Below are 19,242 nucleotides of genomic sequence, written 5' to 3'. Positions count from 1 at the left end.
GCGGTGACCGACCCGCAGGCGACCCACCCAGGCGTGCCCGACGCGGCGGAAACCGGTCCAGCGCAGGCCGGGCCGGACGTGGCTGGGCCTGCGCAGACCGGGCCGGACGTCGCCGAGGCCGCGCTGCTCGCGGGCATGGCGCGGCTCGCCGGCCGGCTGCGCCCGGACCAGGCCGGCGGCCCGCCCGCCGTGGTGTCGCGGCGCGACGACCGGCTGATCGTGCGCTGCGGCGAGGTGATTCTCAAGGCACACGCCGACACCGTCGATCCAGAGCATCTCGCTGCCCGGCTGCGCTTCGCCGCCCGGCCCGCCCTGCGCCCCGTGCTGCTGACCCCGCTGGAGCTGGCGGCCGTGCCGGGGACATACGCGGTCCGAGTCGGCGCGCACCAGGTCAGCGCCTGGCCAGCCGGGGCGAATCTGGGGACGGAAGACGCCGACGACGCCCCCTGGGAGCAGTCCGCGGCGCTGCTGGCCCGGCTGCACCGCGTCCCGGTGAGCCCGGCGGACCTGACCGAGCTGCCGCCGGCCACCGTGCTGCGCCGGCTCACCGACCGGGTGAACCGGTTGCGCGGCCACGCCGGTCACCCGCTGGTCGATCCCGTCCTCGCCGCCTGGACCACGCTGACAGAACCCTCACCACCGCCGCCCCCGTCGACCGCGCCGCCCCCGCACGCCGCACCGCTCCCGCACGCCGCACCGCTCCCGCACGCCGCACCGCTCCCGTCCACCACACCGCCCACCGCACGGCCCGCGCCGACCGCATCGCCCGCGCTCACCTCAGCAACGCCGCTGTCCCCGCTGCCGTCGCCGCCGGCCGCGATCCGGGCCGGGCGGCCCACCACGGTGATCCACGGTGACTGGCACTTCGGGCAGCTTGTCGCCCTGCCCGCGGCCGGCTGGCGGATCATCGACGTGGACGACCTCGGTCTCGGGGATCCGGCCTGGGACCTGGCCCGGCCCGCGGCCTGGTTCGCGACCGGCCTGCTGCCGGTGGAGATCTGGGCGCGCTTTCTCGACGCCTACGCGGCGTGCGGCGGCCCGGCGGTGACGGACCGGGGCGATCCCTGGGCGGCGCTCGACCTGCCCGCGCGTGCCCTCACGGTCGAGTACGCCGCCACCGCCGTCGCCGCCCACCTCAACGCCGCCCACCTCAACGACCGCCACCGCGACGACCGCCACCGCGGTGTGGACGCCCGTGCCGCCGACCGCCCCGACGCCGCCTGGGAGACCGAGCTGGACGAGGTCGGACTGGCCTTCGTCGACGCCTGCGCGCGCATCGCGGGGACGGCTGGCGACGCGTCGCGATCCCGACTGTGCGGCGGATGATCTGGCGGCGGTCGGTACGCTACCGGCGACGTCGGATGTCTCCCGCATCGAACGGCAGGTTGCGCCCGTGAGTTACACGCTGCAGTGTCCCAAGTGCCACGCGATGATGCGGACCTACAACCGCAATGGCATCCAGATCGAGCAGTGCGACGGCTGCCGCGGCATCTTCCTGGACTACGGCGAGCTGGAGGCGCTCACCCGGCTCGAGGCGCAGTGGTCCCAGCCCGCGCCGCCCCCGCCGCCCGCGCCGGCACCGTACGCGCAGCCCGGCCACTTCGCCCAGCCCGGATACGCCCAGCCGGCGTGGGGTCACGGCGGCCATGGCGGCCACGGTCACGGCCACCACAAGCACGGCGGCTTCGCCCGGATGCTGTTCTCCTCCTGAGCGTCCTCCCCAGCTCCGCCCCGCCGGGCTCAGTCGGGGCGGGACGCCAGGAAGCGCCGGACGTCCGCGGCCTCCGCGCGCAGCGCCTCCGCCACCGCCGGCCCCCAGTCCGGCGGGTCGGTGAACGGCGCGAGCTCGACGCGACTGGCGGGCATCGACCAGGTTCCCGCCGCCCGACCGTCGACGAGGATCACCGGGCGGAAGATGCCGTTGACGGTGACGGCCCGCCCGGCCGCGCCCAACCAGTCCCGCCGGTCCCAGCCGTGCAGCACCGGGTCGAACGGGCCGAGCAGGCGTGGCGCCGGCAGGCCCGGCGCCGGCCCGTCGCCTCGGGGCAGGTCGAGCCGGCCGTCCGCACGCGTCACCAGGTCGGCCACGGCGGCGAGACCGCGGCGGGCGTCCCGCAGCGGCAGGCCCGCCCAGCGGGACAGGTCGCGATCGTCGGCCGGGCCGTGCCCGGCGAGGTAGCGGCGGGCCAGCTCGGCGAGGGCGGCGTCCCGGTCGAACTCCCGCGGCGGCGCGCCGAGCCAGTCGCGGACCAGCACGTAGTTCTGCTCGGTGCCGACGACGGGGCCGCGCACCACGAGGCCCCGCGTCGCCGCGACGATGAGCAGGTAGATCATGGCCTGCCCGGCCGTCGGAACCCCGGCCGCCTCGACCCGTTTCCGAAGCTCGTCGCGTGACAGGGGGCCGTCGTCGGTCAGCGCGCGTTCGATCCGGGACACGCCCCGCTCCGCGGCGTCCGACGAGACGCCCTCCTGCGCCAGCCGGCGACGGATCTGCGCGGCCATGGTCGGCGCGGTCAGCTCCCGCAGCCACCAGTAGTCCTCGGCCCGGACGAGGTGCAGGGTGCCGCGGTTGAGCCAGGTCACGACGAGCGACCGGTCGTCGGTCAGGGCCCGGTGGACGTCGGCGGCGTGTAACCCACGGGTCCGGGACCGGATCGCCAGCCGCAGGCCGCGGGGATCCTGAGCCTGGACGGCGAGCAGGCGTCCGACGACGTCGACGGGGTCCCGCGCCGGCGTCCCCGCCAACCCCTGAGCAGCCAGCCGGGCCGCGGCGAGCTCGCCGCCGTCCGTGGTGTGTGCGCCGGTCATCCGTCCAGCCTGCCAGCCGGCCTGTCCGCCCGGCCGGTCAGTACCCGGTGGTGTTGACTGGTACGCATGCCACTCACCGGAGAGTACGAGCCAAGTCCCGCGCAGTGGGTCCGTGACCAGGTCGAGGAGATCGAGAGCTCCGGCGGTACCCGGGGCACCTCCTTGCAGGGCCTGCCCGTCATCGTCCTGACCACCCGCGGCGCGAAGTCCGGCAAGATCCGCAAGACGCCGCTGATGCGGGTCGAGCACGAGGGCGCCTATGCGGCGGTCGCCTCCCTCGGCGGCGCGCCCAAGCACCCCGTCTGGTACTTCAACATCCTCAGCGACCCGCACGTCGAGCTCCAGGACGGCCCGGTCCGGCGCGACTACGTCGCCCGCGAGGTCACGGGTGACGAGAAGGCGCAGTGGTGGGAGCGCGCCGTCGCCGCCTTCCCGAACTACGCCGAGTACCAGCGCAAGACCGAGCGCGAGATCCCGGTCTTCGTGCTGGAGCCCACCGCGGACTGACCCGCGCCCGCCGGCCGGCGCGCCCGCGGGCCACGGTAGCCGTCCGTCAGGCCAGCCGTCCGTCAGGCCATCCGTCCGTCAGGCCATCTGCCCGTCACGGCAGCCGTCCTCGTCGAGGCGCGTCCGGCCGGCGGAATCGACGGGACAGGCGCGTGCCCCTCCGCCCCAGCCCGCCCAGCCTGCTCGGCCTGCCAGTCGAGCGCCGCGGGGTCGGTTCCGGCGCCGTCGGCGGAAGCTGCGTCGGCGCGCCGAGCAGGTAGGACAACGACACCGCCGCGATGCTCTGCGCGGTCAGCATGGCCACCAGGATGATCACCTGGAAGCGGGCGGCGGCGGCCGGGGAGGCGCCGCCGAGCAGCGCGCCGACGAACGTCCCGGGCAGCGAGACGAGCCCGACGGTGCGGGTCTGGTCGAGCGGCGGGACGAGTGCCTCGGCGACGCTCTCGCGGGCGATGTCGGCGACGGCCCGCCGCGGCGTCGCGCCGAGCGCCAGCCACGCCTCCACCTCGTCACGGCGGCGGCGCAACCCGTCGGCGAGCCGGCGCCCGGTCAGCGTGCAGGCCGTCATCGTCCCGCCGACCACGCTGCCGGCGAGGGCGACGAGGTTGCGCACGGTCGCCTCCACCGCCCCGGCGGCGAAGACCAGTCCCAGGGCGACCGTCGCGCCCAGCAGGCAGGACACGCCGACCCGGCGGACGATCGCCGGGAAGCCGACCAGCCGGCGCGACGCGGTCCCCACCGCCGCCGCCAGCATGACGGCGAGCACGGCGGCCGCGGCCGCCGGCGCGGCGAACACCCCCCGCAACGCGAGGCCGATGAGCGCGAGCTGGGCCACCGCGCGGGCCGACGCGGTCAGCACGTCCCGGCGCCGCGGCACCCGCGCCCAGGTCAGGCAGGCGACCGCCGCGGCGAGCAGCAACGCGAGGCCCACGACGAGCCGCAGGTTCGCTCCGACATCCACGCCGCCCCGATTCCGGTCCTCGGCCGTCGCCCCCTGCCCAAACGGGACGCCGACGCTACCGCACCGGCCGACCCGCTTCCGCGCATCCAGCCGAACCGGGGCGGGGCCGCCTGCGCTTCCCGCGCCCTCGCACCCGGCCGCTACCGGTGCGGGTTCGCGGCCCTGGGTTGCGAGAGCGCGCCGAGCAGCTCGACCGTGCGGGCCCGCTCCGCTGCACCGGCGATCTGCAGGTTGGCCAGGAGGTGGGTCGCTCCAGCGGCGGCGAGCCGGCCGAGTTCCCGCTCGACCTGCCGTTCGTCGCCGATGATCGCCACCTCCGCCGCGGTGACGACCCCCTCCCGGTCCAGTACCGCCCGGTAGGAGGGGATGGAGTCGAACAGCGCCAGCGCCCCGGCCGCACGCTCGCGCACCTCGTCCGGATGGTCGGTGACACAGACGGGCAGGCCCACGGCGACCTCGGGAGCGGCCCGGCCCGCGGCGGCGTCGGTGATCGCCGGGACGATGTACTCGCCGACGGTCCGCGCCCCCGCCAGCCAGGTCACCGTGCCGTCCGCCACCTCGCCGGCGACGCGCAGCATGGCGGGGCCGAGCGCGGCGACCAGGACCGGCGGCGGCGCGGCCCCGGCCACCCGCGCGTCCACGCCGCCGGTGACCGCGGTGACGGTCTCGCCGCGGACGTCGGCGGCGCCCTCGCGCAGCAGCGGGAGCAGCGCCGCCAGGTACTCCCGCAGCCGCAGCGCCGGGCGGTCGAACGGCAGCCCGTAACGTTGTTCCACGGACGCGCGGTGCCCGCTGCCGAGGCCGAGCCGTAGCCGCCCGCCGGTCGCCGCCTGCGTCGTCCGAGCCTGGCTGGACAATGCGATCGGATGCCGTCCAGGGATGATCGTCACCGCGGTGCCCAGCGCGGTCTCGGGGATCTCCCGGCCGAGCAGGGCGAGCGCGGTCAGCGCGTCGAGACCGTACCCCTGCCCCAGCCACAGCGACGCCAGGCCGGTGCCGGCCGCCCACCGGGCCCGCGCGACGAGGTCGTCGACGGCGTTGGGAACGTCGGGAGCGGGCGGTTCGAGAACGAGACCGATGGGGATCATGCCGGAAAGATAGTTCGATATTTCCGAACTATCAAACTGTCCGTCGTATGCTGGCGCCGTGCGACGCCTGCCCCACCCGGCCACCGCGGATCTCGACCTCGCGGTGATCCTGCACGCGCTCGGCGACCCGGTCCGGCTGGAGATCGTCCGACGCCTGCGCACCCAGTCCGACGTCACCTGCGCCCCGGCGGGCCTGGACATCCCGAAGTCGACGCTGTCGAACCACTGGCGGGTCCTGCGCGAGGCCGGCCTGACCTCGACGACCGTCGAGGGCCGGCAGCGGCGCATGCGGCTGCGCGCCGCCGACGTCGACGCCCGCTTCCCCGGCCTGCTCGACGCCCTCACCAACCAGGGCGCCAGCACCCACGCCACCCAGGGCACCCAGGGCACCCAGGGCACCCAGGGCACTCAGGGCACCACCATGACCGGTCAGGAAGCGGTCGAACGGATACTGGCCGGAGCCGGCGGCGGTCGCTGGGTCGAGCTCGCGGCACTGTTCGCCCGGGACGCGGTCGTGGAATTCCCCCTCGCCGATCCGGCCGGCCCGCTCCCGCGTCTGCTGCGCGGACGCGACGAGATCGCCGACCGGCTGCGGGATCTGCGCGAGGCGGGGTTGCGGGTGATCGCCGGCGACGCTCGGCTGCATGTCGCCGGAGAGGGGTCCGTCGTCACCGAATGCACGCTGCTGGGCCGTGTCCCGGACGGGTCGGCCTGGCCTGCCCTGCCGGCCGCGCTCGTCACCGATGTACGGGACGGGTTCATCGCCGCCATCCGCTGCTACGTCCTTGATCATCCCCGTCCGCCGGGTTGAGCCGCTTCCCCGGATTTCACCTCTCACCGGACAGAAGGCACGATCACGGAACCCCGTGGCCACCGTTCACCCGGCTCAGGAAACGGCGGACGATGTCCCGGAACAGCGCGAGCTGGATGGCGGTATTTCCCGGCCGCGACAGCAGAGCCGCGATCGACCGATCCGCAGAGACAAAGCCGAGAGCGCCCGGTCAATCCACCTCCGACGCGCGCCGACATCCGGGGTGTGACGGTTGTGACACGATGTGATGTCGGTAGCGGACGGTATTCCCGTCATCCGTGCGGTCATGCACCACCGGGGCCAGGGGCCAGGGGCAAGGGCCGGGGCCGGGGGCGGGGGCGACGGGCTCGGCGCGGTTCCGCGGAACCGCGGTTCCGCGGAACCGCACGATCGCCGGGCTGAGCCGGGCCGGGCCCGGCGCGGCATGGCATGGCGCCACGCACGATGTTCCGCCCGACGGGTTCGACGGCAATCTTCTACCATCCGTCGTAGACAGGCGCGCGGACGATCGTGCGGCAGGACGCGCGGCAAGCTCGGAAGGGGCGGACGGATGCGGGTGGACGGCGGGCCGGGGCACGGCCGATGATCGACGGACTGGCGGCCGCATCCATCGCCTGCGCGCTCGTGGCCGGGGTGGCCTGCCTGCTGCAGACCTGGCGCGACCGGGCCGTCGGGGTGGGGCTGCTGGCCGCGGCCGGGGTGGTCGAGGCCGTCCTGATCGCCCAGGTGATCGCCGCGATCGTCGTCGTGGCGGGGGGTTCGCACGCCGACCAGCCGGTGAACTTCGTGCTGTACCTGATCGCCTCGGTCGTCGCGCTGCCCGTGGGCGTGTGGTGGTCCCTGGGCGATCGGTCCCGGTGGGGCAGCGGGGTGCTGGGCATCGCGTGCCTCGCCGTCGCCATCATCGTCGTCCGGCTCGGTCAGGTCTGGGAGAGCACGGGTGGAGGCACAGGTGGATGAGACAAGGCCGGCGGGCCCGGCAGAGCGTGGCCGCGGCGGCTCGCGGACGGCGGGCGGGCCGGGGCGGATCCTCGTCACGGTCTACGCGATCTTCGCGGTGGCCGCCTGCTCCCGGTCGGCGGTCCAGATCTCCACCGAGTTCGACCACGCCCGGCTGGCCTACCTGCTCTCGGCGTTCGCAGCCGTGGTCTACGTCGTCGCGACGGTGGCGCTGGCCCGCCCCGGCGCGTCCTGGCATCGGGTCGCCGTCGCCGCCTGCGCGACCGAGCTGGCCGGCGTGCTCGCCGTGGGCACCGCGAGCGTCGTGGACTCGGCGGCCTTCCCCGACCAGGCGGTCTGGTCGAACTACGGCAGCGGCTACCTGTTCATCCCGGTCATCCTGCCCGTTCTCGGCCTGACCTGGCTGCGCGGATCCGCGTCGCGGGCGCGGGCCGCGGGTCGACCGGCGCAGGAGTCGGCCAACCCCTGAGCCGACGTCCGGCGGGATCGCCGTTCCCCCGGGCCGGCCATCTCGTAGGTTCGCGGTATGCACACCCTCACCCGGGACGAGGCCGTGACGCGCGCGAACCTGCTGCGCGTCGACGGCTACGACATCGAGCTGGACCTGACGGCGGCCCGCACGTCGACGGAGTTCGGCTCGACGACCAGGGTGCGCTTCAGCCTGCGCGAACCAGCGGCGACCCCGGCTCCGACCCCGACCTCGACCTCGACCTCGACTTCGAGCGACGGCAGCCCGGCGACGTTCGCCGAGGTCAAGCCGGTGACCGCGCATCTGCTGCGGCTCAACGACCGAGTCCTGGACCCGGCGACGCTCGACGGCAACCGGCTCCCGCTCACCGACCTCGCCGGGTCGAACGAGCTCACGGTGACGGCGACGATGCGCTATTCGAACACGGGCGAGGGCCTGCACCGGTTCACCGATCCCGAGGACGGCGAGGTGTACCTGTACGCCCAGACGTTCCTCGACGACGCCCAGCGGATGTTCGCCTGCTTCGACCAGCCCGACCTCAAGGCACCGGTCCGGCTGACCGTCCTGGCACCCCCCGACTGGGTGGTGCGGGCCAACGGGGCGGGCCGGCAGACCGCCGCGGGCCGCTGGGAGTTCACCGAGACCCCGCCGCTGGCCACCTACTTCGTGACGGTGGTCGCCGGGCCGTACCACCTCGTCGAGGACCATCACGACGGCATCCCGCTCGGGCTGGTCTGCCGCCGCTCGCTCGCGCCCTACCTGGACGCCGACGCCGCGGAGATCTTCGACGTCACCCGGGCGTGCCTCGACCGCTACCACGAGCTGTTCGCCGACCGCTACCCGTTCGGCACCTATGACCAGGCGTTCGTGCCGGAGTTCAACGCCGGCGCGATGGAGAACCCGGGCTGCGTGACGTTCCGCGACGAGTTCGTCTACCGCTCGGCGGTGACCGACACCGAGCGCGAGCTGCGCGCCGTCGTGATCGCCCACGAGATGGCGCACATGTGGTTCGGCGACCTGGTCACCATGCGCTGGTGGGACGACCTGTGGCTGAACGAGTCGTTCGCCGAGTACATGGGCTACCGGGTGACCGCCGAGGCGACCCGGTTCACCGAGGCGTGGACCAGCTTCGCCGTCGGCCGCAAGGGCTGGGGCTACGCCGCCGACCAGCGGCCCTCGACGCATCCCGTCGCGCCGGCGGACGTCGACGACACCGCGCTCGCGCTGCTGAACTTCGACGGGATCTCCTACGCCAAGGGTGCCTCCGTGCTGCGCCAGCTCGTCGCCTGGGTGGGCGACGAGGCGTTCCTGACGGGGCTGCGCGCCTACTTCACCCGCAACGCCTACGGCAACGCGACCCTGGCCGACCTGCTGGCCGCGCTGACCGAGGCGAGCGGGCGCGACCTCACCGGCTGGGCGGAGCTGTGGCTGCGCCGCGAGCAGGTCAACACCCTGCGCCCGCAGGTCACCGTCGACGCCCAGGACCGCTACGAGCAGGTCACCGTCGTCCAGACGGCGCCGGCGGCGTACCCGACGCTGCGCCCGCACCGCCTCGGCATCGGCATCTACGGCCCCGCGGACGGTCACGCGGACGGCGCCGACGCCGCGCCGATCGAGCTGCTGCGCCGGGTCGAGGTCGACATCGACCCGGCCGCGGCGGACGGGCGCACCGCGGTCGCCGCGCTGACCGGCACCGCGGCCGGCCGGCTGCTGCTGGTCAACGACGGCGACCTGACCTACGCGAAGGTGCGGTTCACGCCCGCGGACCTGGCGGCCCTGCCGGCCGCGCTGCCCCGGGTGACCGATCCGCTGGCCCGCGCGGTGATCTGGGCGGCGGCAGCCGACGCGACCCGCGATGCGCAGTGGCCCGCGGCCGACTACCTGGCGCTCGCCGCCTCCGCCCTGCCGTCGGAGACCCAGCTCGCCGTCTTCGAGGACGCCCTGCGCTTCGCCCGCGCCACCGCGCTCACCCGCTACCTCGCCCCGTCGGCCCGGCCGGGCGCGGGCGCGCGGCTGCACGCCGCCTGCCTGCGGGCGCTGGCGGACGCCGCCCCGGGCAGCGGCCGCCAGCTCTCGGCCGCACGCGGCGTCATCGGATGCAGCGGACCGGACGAGGTTGACGCCCTCGCCGCCTGGCTCGCCGGGGTCGACGTGCCCGCCGGGCTGCTCATCGACCCCGAGCTGCGCTGGACGCTGCTGCACCGCCTGGTCGTGCTCGGCCGCGCCGGCGAGGCCGAGATCGCCGCGGAGGGCCGGCGCGACCGCAGCGCCCGCGCCGCCGAACACGCGGCTCGGGCCCGCGCGGCCATCGCGGACGCCGCGGCCAAGGCGCGCGCCTGGGAGATGATCGTGGCTGACGACAGCGTGTCCGCGCGGCTGATCGGGGCGACCGCCGAGGGCTTCTGGCAGCCCGAGCAGGACGACCTCACCGCCGCGTACGTCTCCCGCTACTTCGAGCAGATGCCCGCGATGAGCGCGCGGCGCACCCCGCACGCCGCCCGCCAGATCGCCACCTTCGCCTACCCGCAGTACGCGGTGTCCGCCGGGACGCTGCGGGACGCCGACGCCCTGCTCGACCGGGGCGGCCTCGACCCGGTGCTGCGCCGGGTCGTCGTCGACGCGACCGACGAGCTCCGCCGCGCCGTCCGCGCCCGCACCCGCGCCTGACCCGACCGGCACGACAAGCGGACCCGAATGGTCCGCAAAGAATTTGTCATCCCGCCGACGTTTGCCTGCGCGAACCGAGTCCTTCGGGCATAGTTGCCGCAGAAACAATGGTCGGCGGGATGGGGGCGGCATGGCAGTCGGCGCACAGGCGCCCAACAGGTCGACCGGTCGGGGCGTGCCGGTGGCCGGCGTTCTTCTGCTCGGCGCCGCCGTCGCCGTGTCGATGGGCGTGTATGCGAAAGTTCACGACCCGGCCGGCCGGCCCGTGTTCACTCTCGGCTTTTCCGGAATGCTGCCGATGAAAGCCTGGCTGACGACGGCGGCCACCCTTCTCCTGATCGTCCAGCTCATCACGGCACTGTGGATGTGGGGCCGGCTGCCCGCCGCGGGTCCGGCCCCCTCCTGGGCCGCTCCGCTGCATCGATGGAGCGGCACGGCCGCCTTCGTCCTTACTCTGCCGGTCGCCTTCCACTGCATCTGGGCGCTCGGTTTCGCCGACACCGACGCCCGCGTTCTGGTGCACAGCGTGGTCGGCTGCCTCTTCTACGGCGCCTATGCGGCGAAAATGCTCGGCCTGCGGGTGCGCGGCCTGCCCGGGTGGGCGCTGCCGGTGCTCGGTTCCACGGTGTTGGCGTCACTTGTCGTGCTGTGGTTAAGCGCCTCACTGTGGTTCTTCACCCAGTCCGGAATTCCCCATGTCTGAGCCGACGCTCCCGGGCCCGACTTCGAGGAAGAAAAGATGACCCAGGAAGCGCCGAGCCGGCGGACCGTGGTTCCGGGAATCGCCGTGACCGTCGCCGCCGGGGCGGTCGGCTACGTCGTGGCAGACAGCAGTGACGCGGCGAAGTCCTCGTCCGGCCGGTCCGGCGACCACGGCCGGACGCCGGCCGCCGCCGGCAGCTCCGGCGGCTCGGGGAGCGCCGACGACGCCGACGGCAAGGGCGCGGGCTCGGGCGGTTCGGGCTCGGGCGGTTCGGGCGGCAAGGCGGCGCTGGCCCGGGTCGGCGACGTGCCGGCGGACGGCGGACTCATCCTCGACGACGCCGGCATCGTCCTGACCAGGGACGCCGCCGGCGCGGTCCAGGGCTTCTCGAACGTCTGCACCCACCAGGGCTGCACGGTGAACGCGGTGTCGAAGGGCCGGATCCGCTGCCCCTGCCACGGCAGCGCGTTCGACACCCGCACCGGCCAACCCGTCGCCGGCCCGGCCAAGGCGCCCCTGCCCGGCGTAGCGGTGACCGTCCGCGGCGACGAGGTCTTCCCCGCCTGACCGCCCCCGTCGGCAACCCGCCCCGCCACCGGGCGGCCCGTTTCGAGAGGACAAGCAGTGGACCCGACAGGGCTGCGGATCGTCACCCCGGCCGGCGAAACCGTCCTACCGCCCGACCGCGCGCACGTCGTCGGCCGCGGCCGCGACTGCGACGTCGTCCTCGCCGACGGCCGCGTCTCCCGCCGCCACCTGCGGCTCGAACCCGGCGCCGACGGCTGGCTCGCCCGCGATATCAGCTCCAACGGCATCTGGGTCGACGGCAGCCGCAGGGTCAGCGTCCCCCTCGTCGGCGGCGAGATTCGAGTACACCTCGGCGCCGCCAACGGCCCGCTCGTCGTCCTGATCCCCCCACCCCCGGCACCCCGGCCGCCCGTCCCACCCGCCGACCCAGACCTCGCCGACCAGGAAACGATCCTCGCCGGCCAGGCCACCCCCCCACCGCCATCCGCGATCCTCCCCCGCCCCGCAGCCCCGCCGCCGGGGGCGCCGGCAGCAGGCCGTCCCCCCGCGCCGCCCGGCCAGGCACTCACGCCCCAACACTCGGTGCCTGCCCAGCCTGGACCGCCGGCCGGGGCTGCTGGGAGGTCCGGACCGCGACCACTCGCGCGCTGGCTGCACGCGCTACCGACCCTCGTCTGGCTCGGGGCGGTCGGTTTTGCCCTCGGAGCACTGCTCGCGCTTACCTGAAAGTGAGATTCCTCCAGCCCGGCCAGCGAGATTGCGATCCCTCCTGGAATGATCAGCGACCCCGGCGCGGTGTCGTCTCCGCCGCGTGACGATTTGTTGCGATCCCTCCAGGGATGATCAGCGACTCGCGCGGGTCGGGCCCGGCGCCGTTCGCCGGCGTTGCGATCGCTCCAGGGATGATCAGCGACCTGCTCGACGTCGGGCTGGTCAACATGCTCGCGATGTTGCGATCCCTCCAGGGATGATCAGCGACCCGCCGGTAGGTCAAGAATAGGCGGAAATAGCGTTGCGATCCCTCCAGGGATGATCAGCGACGCGCAAGGCCGCTCCGCCGACCTCCTGACGCCCGAGTTGCGATCCCTCCAGGGATGATCAGCGACGGGTACGTCGGGCAGCGTCTCCTGCATGATCAGCTCTGGTTGCGATCCCTCCAGGGATGATCAGCGACCGCATTTCGCGGTTGTCGCGGGCACCGGCTCGGGAAAGAGTTGCGATCCCTCCAGGGATGATCAGCGACACGTGGCGCCGCTGTTTGCCGTCGCGGTGAGCAGGTTGCGATCCCTCCAGGGATGATCAGCGACGTCGAGTTCGGCGATCTGGTCGTCGGTGAGCTCACCGGTTGCGATCCCTCCAGGGATGATCAGCGACCTGCGCTGGACCGGCGGCGGCTTCGTCGTCGACAGTTGCGATCCCTCCAGGGATGATCAGCGACCGACCCGACCCGTCGTCGCCGTGGGCCTGCTCGGCGTTGAGTTGCGATCCCTCCAGGGATGATCAGCGACCAATGAGGAAAGCATCGCCCGCTACGGGCCGATGTTGCGATCCCTCCAGGGATGATCAGCGACCTGGTGAACCGGTGGTGGAGCGTACGCGTGTCATGTTGCGATCCCTCCAGGGATGATCAGCGACCGCGGACGACTTCCGGGAGCTCCCACATCTGCGTCTGTTGCGGTCCCTCCAGGGATGATCAGCGACCGCGCACTCATCACGCTCGGCCCTGAACGTGGTCTGTAGTTGCGATCCCTCCAGGGATGATCAGCGACCCCCCAGGCGAACGCGTCGAGGCGCCTCGGGCGTCCCTTGTTGCGATCCCTCCAGGGATGATCAGCGACCTCGTACGGCCGCACTACGTCCACACGGAGATGCCGTTGCGATCCCTCCAGGGATGATCAGCGACCGGGGATGCCATCATCCCGGGTATCAACCAGCTACCCAAGTTGCGATCCCTCCAGGGATGATCAGCGACGTGGGCCGGCGGAGGCGCGCCGTGCAGGTAGCCGAAGTTGCGATCCCTCCAGGGATGATCAGCGACCTGCACAGCGCCACCAACAGTCACATCGAAACGGCCCTGTTGCGATCCCTCCAGGGATGATCAGCGACTGTCAGGATGTGTGCTGTTGCCCACGCAAGGGCGTCTGCAGTTGCGATCCCTCCAGGGATGATCAGCGACCCCATAGTAAAGGTGCAGGTCAAGGGTGTTGCGGACCAGGGGGCAAACGGAGATCTTGCAGCGGTTCGGCGGTAATGCAACTGCGCAGGTCAGAGGCATGATCCAGGAAGGGGTTCCGGGGAATCGCCTCAGCCGCCGCCGGGAGAGAGGACACCGTCCTGGTGTCTGGCGGAATCTCCGGATTCTCGTGCAGGCTCTCCCGCTCCTCCACCGGAACGACCGCTGCCGCTGGCCGCTCGTTGCGCATCGCCGTCACCTGGTCGTGGTGTTGTTGAATTCAGGTCACCAACTCGGGCAGCCGGGCCTTGACCGCTGGCGGCGGGAACGTATCCGTAGTCAGAACCATGGTTACCCGCCCCGGCGGACGGAATCGTCCGCTCGGACGCGTCGGGGCCGCAGCGGGCGGGTGGGATGTCGATGCGGCAGCCGGGAGGGAGGACCCGGCGGATTTCGATCTCGCCGTTGCCGAAGGACTTGAGGACCACCGAGTGGTGCAGCGCCTCGGCGACGATCGGGACCTCGGCGAGCACCGAGTCCGGGGGCTTGCCCATCATCAGGTAGTCGACGTCCTTCCAGCCGTGCGGGAAGTGGCCCCGGACCTGCGGGTCGAGGTCGAGCTTGTAGAACCACACCGGCAGCGGGCGGCGGCCGTGGATGGTGAGGTCGGTCCAGGCGATGTCGTCGGTGATGACGGTGCCGTCGTCGCGGATGTGGGCGAGGAACCAGCGGGTGGCGTCCCGGCTCGGCGCGCTCGCGTCCATCGTCAGCGCCGTGTGGATCTTCGGCGTCCAGTCCCAGGCCAGCGCCACCACCGACCCGATCACGGCTGCGGCCACCGCGCCCCGACGCAGGCCCGTCCACACCGCAGTGAGCCATCCCGGGACGCCCAGCGCGCCACCGCCGGCGTTCCCGTCGCCGTCGCGTTCGCCGTCGGCACCGCCAGCCCGGGGCAGGGCGCGAGGCAGCGCCGCGTCGAGGAGGCCGGCGGCGCAGAGGGCGGCGAAGGGCAGCATTGCGGTGACGTACGGGTTGGGCAGGTAGCCGTTGCGGAAGATGAAACCGAACTGGATCAGCAGCAGCGCCGAGACCACCCGCAGCCGGCGCAGGGCAAGCAGCGGCACGGCCGCGGCGATGCCCGCCAGCACCAGGTACGGGTCCAGGTCGAGCCAGGAGCGGACGACGTTGTACGTGTCGCTGCCGGTGTCGAGCACGCTGCCGCTCGGCGCCCGGTCGAACAGCTGCCAGCGCACCGCCCACTCCAGGGAGACGTGGCCGGGCCCCTCGAACAGCTCGTTCTTCGCCGCCGCGTACAGGATGTAGATACCGCAGATCCCGATCAGGCAGCCGAGGAAGTTGCGCCGCACGAACCGCCAGTTCCGCGGGTCCCGGTGCTGCCAGAGCAGCACGTACAGCCCGGGCAGGAACAGCAGCGTCGTCTCCTTGGACCAGAACGAGAACGCCATGAACGTCCCGGCGAGCGCCGCCGCGGCCACGCTGCGCCGCGGGGACGCCGCGCAGACGAACGCCGCCAGCAGCCACATCACCGCGATGTTGTCCAGGAACGCCATCCGCTGGTACCACAGCGCCAGCGGCGACAGCGAGAACACCAGCAGCGCCAGGCCGGCGAAGAACCGGCGCAGGCCCAGCAGCCGGCCGAACCGGTACAACAGCACGCAGCTCGCCAGGTGGAGCAGGAACATCAGCTCGCGGGCGGCGGTGACCGCGGTCGCCGCCCGGTGGAAGCCGTCGGTGAGCTTGGTGTAGATCGCGATGAGCAGCCAGCCGCCGAACGGATGGTCGTACCAGTAGGTGTAGTGGGCGATGCGGTTCCAGTACTGCATCGAGTAGGCCTGGGCGGCGTAGGTGCCCTCGTCGTCGGTGACCCGCCCGGGCCAACCGTCGAAGTTGACCCCGTGCACCAGTGCGACGACCGGCAGGAGCACCGCGAGCAGGGCGAGGCTGTGCCGGTGGGCCCGGGCGCCGGCGGCCACCCGCGCGCCCAGCAGCCGGGCCCGGTCGGCGGCCCAGGCGGCGGGCCGGGAACCCACCGGCTGCGGCAGGGTCTCGTCGAGAACGTCGACGAACTCGTGGACGGTCACGACGCCGCCTCCAGCCCGAGACGACCCGCCCCGGCGCCGGCACCGTGATGGGCGCCGGAGTGCGACGTCTTCTCCCACTCCAACCGGCCGCGCACCAGGCGGGCGGTGGCCCGCACCGCGGCGATCGACAGTGCGAGCTGGTAGAACGGCGCGCTGAGGATGAGCCGGACGCTGTCCCACCGACCGACGGCGAGATCGTAGGCGTCGGTGAACTCCCGGAACGCCGCCTGTTCCGAGAAGACGGTCATGACGGAGGCGGCCAGCGGCAGCCAGAAGACGATGACGAGGCCCGTCGGCGCCGTGAGGAACAGCGTCAGGACTCCGGAGACGGGGAGCAGCACCCCGGCCATCGCCTGGAAGAACGGCATGGCCAGCATCTCCGCCGCCATCATCCGCTGCCGGCCCCCCGGCAGCAGGCGCCAGTCCCCCTTGAACAGGACCTGCATGAACCCCATCATCCAGCGGGTGCGCTGAACGACGAGCTTCGTCAGGCTCTCCGGCGTCTCCTCCCGGGTCGTCAGGTCCGGGTGGTAGAAGACCGTCGTGCGGATGCCGGCGACCGAGGCCCGCACGCCCAGGTCGCAGTCCTCGGTGAGGCAGGCGACGTCCCAGCCGCCGAGCCGCTCCAGCACGGACCGGCGGATGAACACGGTGTTCCCGCCGAGAGGGATGAAGCGCGCCCGGGCCTGGAAGCGCAGGCGGGACATGAACCAGACGTAGTACTCCAGGCAGTTGCGGGCCCGCCACCAGGACGTTGCGGTGTTCCACCGGCGCAGCGCGGCGCGCAGCCGGCCGACGCCGGCGGGCCGCGCCGGGCGCCCCGGGCCGCGCACGTTCATGAGCTGGACGCCGCCCTGGAAGATGCCGACGTCGGCCTGGCGCAGCGCCAGGGTGTTGACGTAGGTGAGCAGTCCGCCCGCGATGAGCGACTCGGCGTCGACGATGCCGACGATGTCGCCGGTGCAGTGGCGGCGGGCGTCCTCCAGGGACAGCGGCTTGCTGCGCTGGCTGCCCTGCGGGGCGATGACGCGGACGTTGGGATGGCGGGCGGCGATCTGCTCGGCGATGCGCCGGGTCGGCCGGTCGACCTCGTCGTGGGAGACCATCACGACCAGTTCCACCAGGTCGGCCGGGTAGTCACCGGCGAGGATCTGGGTCAGGGTCCGGCCGAGGATCGGTTCGTCGCGGGCGGGGATGATCAGTGAGAACCGGTGCCGCGGCGCCTGGAGGTCGGCGAGGTCGACGTGGTGCACCCGCTCGGGCAGCTGCCAGCTGTACTGGCCGCGGACCAGGGTGAGGACGGCGACGAGCAGCATCAGCAACGACACCCCCGTCCACGCGGCGAGCAGCACCGCGTGGTGATGCTGCGCCGCGCGGACGGCCAGCGCCACGCCGAGCGGCGCGGCGGCGAGGACGGCCACCGCGCGACGGCGGTGGCGCGCCGCGGGGAGGGCCGGCTCGCGCCGGGACAGCAGCAGCGTGCCACCCACCGCGGCCGCCGCCCCCAGCGTCGCGGCGAGCAAGCCGGGCAGGTCGGGGCCCTCGACCGGAGCCACCCGCAGATCCGAGGAGCCGGCGACCGTGAACACGTACCAGCCGGCGGACTCGCAGGCGAGCTGGACGATGCGCGGCAGCCGGGCGCCGCGGTGATCGACCCGCCCGGCGACCCGCCCGACGGCAGGGACGACGGCAGGGACGACGGCGAGGCCGCCGCCGGCGCCGGCCGATCGTGGCCAGTCCGCGGCCGGGCGGCGAGGCCCGGCACGACCGAACGTGCGGGGCGCGAGGACGGCGAGTGCGGCCGGGACCAGGTAGGCCAGGCCGGCCTCGACGGCCAGCGGGCCGGCGACGAGGGCGGCGAGCGCAACGTGCAGCGCGATCCCCCAGCTCGCCGTGGCCAGCCGCCGGCGACGGGCTGATGCCTGCGGGTCGCGGTGGCTGCGGTGGCTGCGGTGGTTGCGGTGGCTGCGGTGGTTGCGAGCCGGTGGGAGCCGGGACGGGTCAGACGGGACCGCGCGGGGCCGCGGTGCTTCGAAGTCGGATGCCACTGAAGTACCTGCCTGACGGGAAGGGGGACGCCGCGGCATGGCGCCTGGCGCGCGCGATCCGGGATCGCGCGCCGCGGCGACTGGGGTCGGATCAGAGGGCGGCGACAAGCCTCGGCAGATCGGCGACGTACTCGGCGACCGTCGTGTCGGCGAAGTAGCGCACGCGGATGCGGTCGTCCGGTCCGATCCCGAGGACCTGCGAGGCGTGACCGACCAGGTAGGCCGGGCGGTCGTCACCGGTACCGGTACCGGCGCTGGCGCGGGTGGCCGGGTCCGCGAGGGCCACCGGCACGCCGACCGCCCGCTGCGCCGCGTCGATCTGCGCCGGGGTGCCGGTCAGCCCGATGAACCCGGCGTCGAACTGGGCGAGCCAGTGGCGCAACACCGCCGGGGTGTCCCGCGCCGGGTCGGTCGTGACGAAGACGACCGTCACCCTCGCCGCGGTCACGGGCCCGGCGACCTGGCGGGCCGCCGCAAGGTCCGCCATCGTCGTCGGGCACACGTCGGGGCAGTGCGTGTACCCGAAGAACAGCAGCGTGGCGCGGCCGGCGGTGGCGCGGGCGAAGTCGAAGCGGTGCCCGGCGGTGTCGGTCAGGACGAACGACGGGCGGGGCACGGCGACTCCGGGCACGGTGCCGTGCCAGCCGCCGCCGGCGGTCGCCGCCACACCGGAACCGGACGGCGGCCCGCCGGCCACCGCCGTCGACGCGTCACCCGCGGACGCGCCATCCGCGGACCCGTCGCCGCCGCAGGCGACGAACGCACCGATCCCGACGACGGCGGCGACCAGCGCCGCCAGCCCCCGCCGCACCGGCCCTGCCGCCATCCCGCCGCTGCGCGGCCGGTTTGCGGCCACAGGAATGGCGGCGGCCACGAGGATGTGGTCAGGGAGCACAGAGCACCGTGCCCCGTGCGGCCGCGGGCGCCGCGCCGGCGAGTCGCCGGGTGTCCTGACCGGTGACCCGGACCGTGCCGATTCCCTGTTCCCTGAGGTAGGCGCAGTCGAGGCGCCGGCCGGGCGGCGGGGTGCGCGGCACGCAGATCCGCCGGCCGGTGTCCGCCGCAACATAGTTGTAGTCGCAGCCGTCCAGGCCGGCCGGGACCGGGGACGGGCTGCCGTTGCCCCGAGGCACGACCCGACCGGACAGCGCGGCGGCCGGCGCGACCGCGGCGACAACGTCCCGAGCGGCGGAATCGTGGTCGGCGGTGTCCTGGTCGGCGGTGTCCTGGTCGGCGGAATCGTGGCCGGCGGAATCGTGGCCGGCGGAATCGTGGCCGGCGGAATCGTGGCCGGGCGGGCCGGAACGGCCGGGGCCGCCGCCGGGCCACCCACCATGACCGATCACCTCGGCGGCGCCGTTGACGAGCATCACCGCGAGGGCGATCGTCACCAGCACCCGCCGCCGCCCGGCCCCGG

The 19,242-nt window shown here is 73.7% G+C and carries 17 protein-coding genes and 1 CRISPR repeat array; of the genes, 10 read left to right on the top strand and 7 right to left on the bottom strand.

All coding sequences use genetic code 11. From position 1 onward, the window contains the following. Nucleotides 1-3 precede the first annotated feature (3 nt). Entirely contained in the window at nucleotides 4-1,326 is a 1,323-nt protein-coding gene (locus FRAAL_RS33955; RefSeq protein ID WP_083866726.1) for a phosphotransferase family protein, read from the top strand. Nucleotides 1,327-1,393: 67 nt separating this feature from the next. After that, the gene (locus FRAAL_RS06980) at nucleotides 1,394-1,711 is read left to right on the top strand and encodes a TFIIB-type zinc ribbon-containing protein (protein WP_011602804.1); all 318 of its coding nucleotides are present in this window, start codon (nucleotides 1,394-1,396) and stop codon (nucleotides 1,709-1,711) included. A 29-nt stretch (nucleotides 1,712-1,740) separates the two neighbouring features. Here FRAAL_RS06980 and FRAAL_RS06975 read toward each other — a convergent pair whose 3' ends face one another. Then, the gene (locus FRAAL_RS06975) at nucleotides 1,741-2,808 is read right to left on the bottom strand and encodes a winged helix DNA-binding domain-containing protein (RefSeq protein ID WP_011602803.1); all 1,068 of its coding nucleotides are present in this window, start codon (nucleotides 2,806-2,808) and stop codon (nucleotides 1,741-1,743) included. A gap of 66 nt (nucleotides 2,809-2,874) precedes the next feature. On the opposite strand from FRAAL_RS06975, the gene FRAAL_RS06970 reads away from it, so the two are divergent. Next, on the top strand, nucleotides 2,875-3,315 hold the full coding sequence (locus FRAAL_RS06970; protein WP_011602802.1) for a nitroreductase family deazaflavin-dependent oxidoreductase: 441 nt from the start codon (nucleotides 2,875-2,877) through the stop codon (nucleotides 3,313-3,315). Nucleotides 3,316-3,409: 94 nt separating this feature from the next. On the opposite strand, the gene FRAAL_RS06965 is transcribed toward FRAAL_RS06970, so the two are convergent. Together FRAAL_RS06965 and FRAAL_RS06960 are read right to left on the bottom strand one after the other, a co-directional pair. Beyond that, nucleotides 3,410-4,276 carry an ABC transporter permease gene (locus FRAAL_RS06965; protein ID WP_011602801.1) on the bottom strand — a complete coding sequence of 289 codons (867 nt, stop codon included), beginning with the start codon at nucleotides 4,274-4,276 and terminating at the stop codon, nucleotides 3,410-3,412. Between the two features lie 140 nt (nucleotides 4,277-4,416). Further along, nucleotides 4,417-5,364 (bottom strand): LLM class F420-dependent oxidoreductase, encoded by a 948-nt coding sequence (locus FRAAL_RS06960; RefSeq protein ID WP_050997033.1) that lies wholly within the window; start codon nucleotides 5,362-5,364, stop codon nucleotides 4,417-4,419. A 58-nt stretch (nucleotides 5,365-5,422) separates the two neighbouring features. Here FRAAL_RS06960 and FRAAL_RS30930 point away from each other — a divergent pair, with 58 nt between their 5' ends. The 7 genes from FRAAL_RS30930 to FRAAL_RS31415 all read left to right on the top strand — a co-directional run bounded on the left by FRAAL_RS30930 (nucleotide 5,423) and on the right by FRAAL_RS31415 (nucleotide 12,228). Beyond that, nucleotides 5,423-6,175, top strand: coding sequence for a helix-turn-helix domain-containing protein (locus FRAAL_RS30930; RefSeq protein WP_011602799.1), 753 nt, complete (start codon nucleotides 5,423-5,425; stop codon nucleotides 6,173-6,175). A 582-nt stretch (nucleotides 6,176-6,757) separates the two neighbouring features. Further along, nucleotides 6,758-7,135 carry a hypothetical protein gene (locus FRAAL_RS06950; RefSeq protein ID WP_011602797.1) on the top strand — a complete coding sequence of 126 codons (378 nt, stop codon included), beginning with the start codon at nucleotides 6,758-6,760 and terminating at the stop codon, nucleotides 7,133-7,135. Then, on the top strand, nucleotides 7,128-7,604 hold the full coding sequence (locus FRAAL_RS06945; RefSeq protein ID WP_041938952.1) for a hypothetical protein: 477 nt from the start codon (nucleotides 7,128-7,130) through the stop codon (nucleotides 7,602-7,604). The genes FRAAL_RS06950 and FRAAL_RS06945 overlap by 8 nt, the downstream gene beginning before the upstream one ends. Before the next feature lie 57 nt (nucleotides 7,605-7,661). Then, complete coding sequence (pepN, locus tag FRAAL_RS06940; RefSeq protein WP_011602795.1) at nucleotides 7,662-10,271, top strand: aminopeptidase N; 2,610 nt, start codon at nucleotides 7,662-7,664, stop codon at nucleotides 10,269-10,271. A gap of 130 nt (nucleotides 10,272-10,401) precedes the next feature. Beyond that, the gene (locus FRAAL_RS06935; RefSeq protein WP_041938951.1) at nucleotides 10,402-10,974 is read left to right on the top strand and encodes a DUF6529 family protein; all 573 of its coding nucleotides are present in this window, start codon (nucleotides 10,402-10,404) and stop codon (nucleotides 10,972-10,974) included. A gap of 36 nt (nucleotides 10,975-11,010) precedes the next feature. After that, on the top strand, nucleotides 11,011-11,541 hold the full coding sequence (locus tag FRAAL_RS06930; RefSeq protein ID WP_011602793.1) for a Rieske (2Fe-2S) protein: 531 nt from the start codon (nucleotides 11,011-11,013) through the stop codon (nucleotides 11,539-11,541). A gap of 57 nt (nucleotides 11,542-11,598) precedes the next feature. Beyond that, nucleotides 11,599-12,228 carry an FHA domain-containing protein gene (locus FRAAL_RS31415; protein ID WP_011602792.1) on the top strand — a complete coding sequence of 210 codons (630 nt, stop codon included), beginning with the start codon at nucleotides 11,599-11,601 and terminating at the stop codon, nucleotides 12,226-12,228. Nucleotides 12,229-12,258: 30 nt separating this feature from the next. Then, nucleotides 12,259-13,678: direct repeats of the CRISPR family, unit length 30 nt; unit sequence GTTGCGATCCCTCCAGGGATGATCAGCGAC. Between the two features lie 128 nt (nucleotides 13,679-13,806). Here the strand turns inward: FRAAL_RS31415 and FRAAL_RS06920 are convergent. The 4 genes from FRAAL_RS06920 to FRAAL_RS06905 form a co-directional block, all read right to left on the bottom strand. After that, nucleotides 13,807-15,777 (bottom strand): ArnT family glycosyltransferase, encoded by a 1,971-nt coding sequence (locus tag FRAAL_RS06920; RefSeq protein WP_011602787.1) that lies wholly within the window; start codon nucleotides 15,775-15,777, stop codon nucleotides 13,807-13,809. Next, the gene (locus FRAAL_RS06915; RefSeq protein ID WP_011602786.1) at nucleotides 15,774-17,825 is read right to left on the bottom strand and encodes a glycosyltransferase family 2 protein; all 2,052 of its coding nucleotides are present in this window, start codon (nucleotides 17,823-17,825) and stop codon (nucleotides 15,774-15,776) included. Before FRAAL_RS06915 ends, FRAAL_RS06920 begins: the two co-directional genes overlap by 4 nt. A 91-nt stretch (nucleotides 17,826-17,916) precedes the next feature. Further along, nucleotides 17,917-18,651, bottom strand: coding sequence for an SCO family protein (locus FRAAL_RS06910; RefSeq protein WP_011602785.1), 735 nt, complete (start codon nucleotides 18,649-18,651; stop codon nucleotides 17,917-17,919). 58 nt (nucleotides 18,652-18,709) lie between these two features. After that, nucleotides 18,710-19,222: a hypothetical protein gene (locus tag FRAAL_RS06905; protein WP_173402679.1), complete on the bottom strand. Its 513-nt coding sequence runs from the start codon at nucleotides 19,220-19,222 to the stop codon at nucleotides 18,710-18,712. Nucleotides 19,223-19,242: the final 20 nt, after the last annotated feature.

Source organism: Frankia alni ACN14a (assembly GCF_000058485.1).
GTDB classification, from domain to species: domain Bacteria; phylum Actinomycetota; class Actinomycetes; order Frankiales; family Frankiaceae; genus Frankia; species Frankia alni.
The sequence above is the reverse complement of the archived record's forward strand: the minus strand, read 5'-3'. Positions and strand labels throughout refer to the sequence as shown.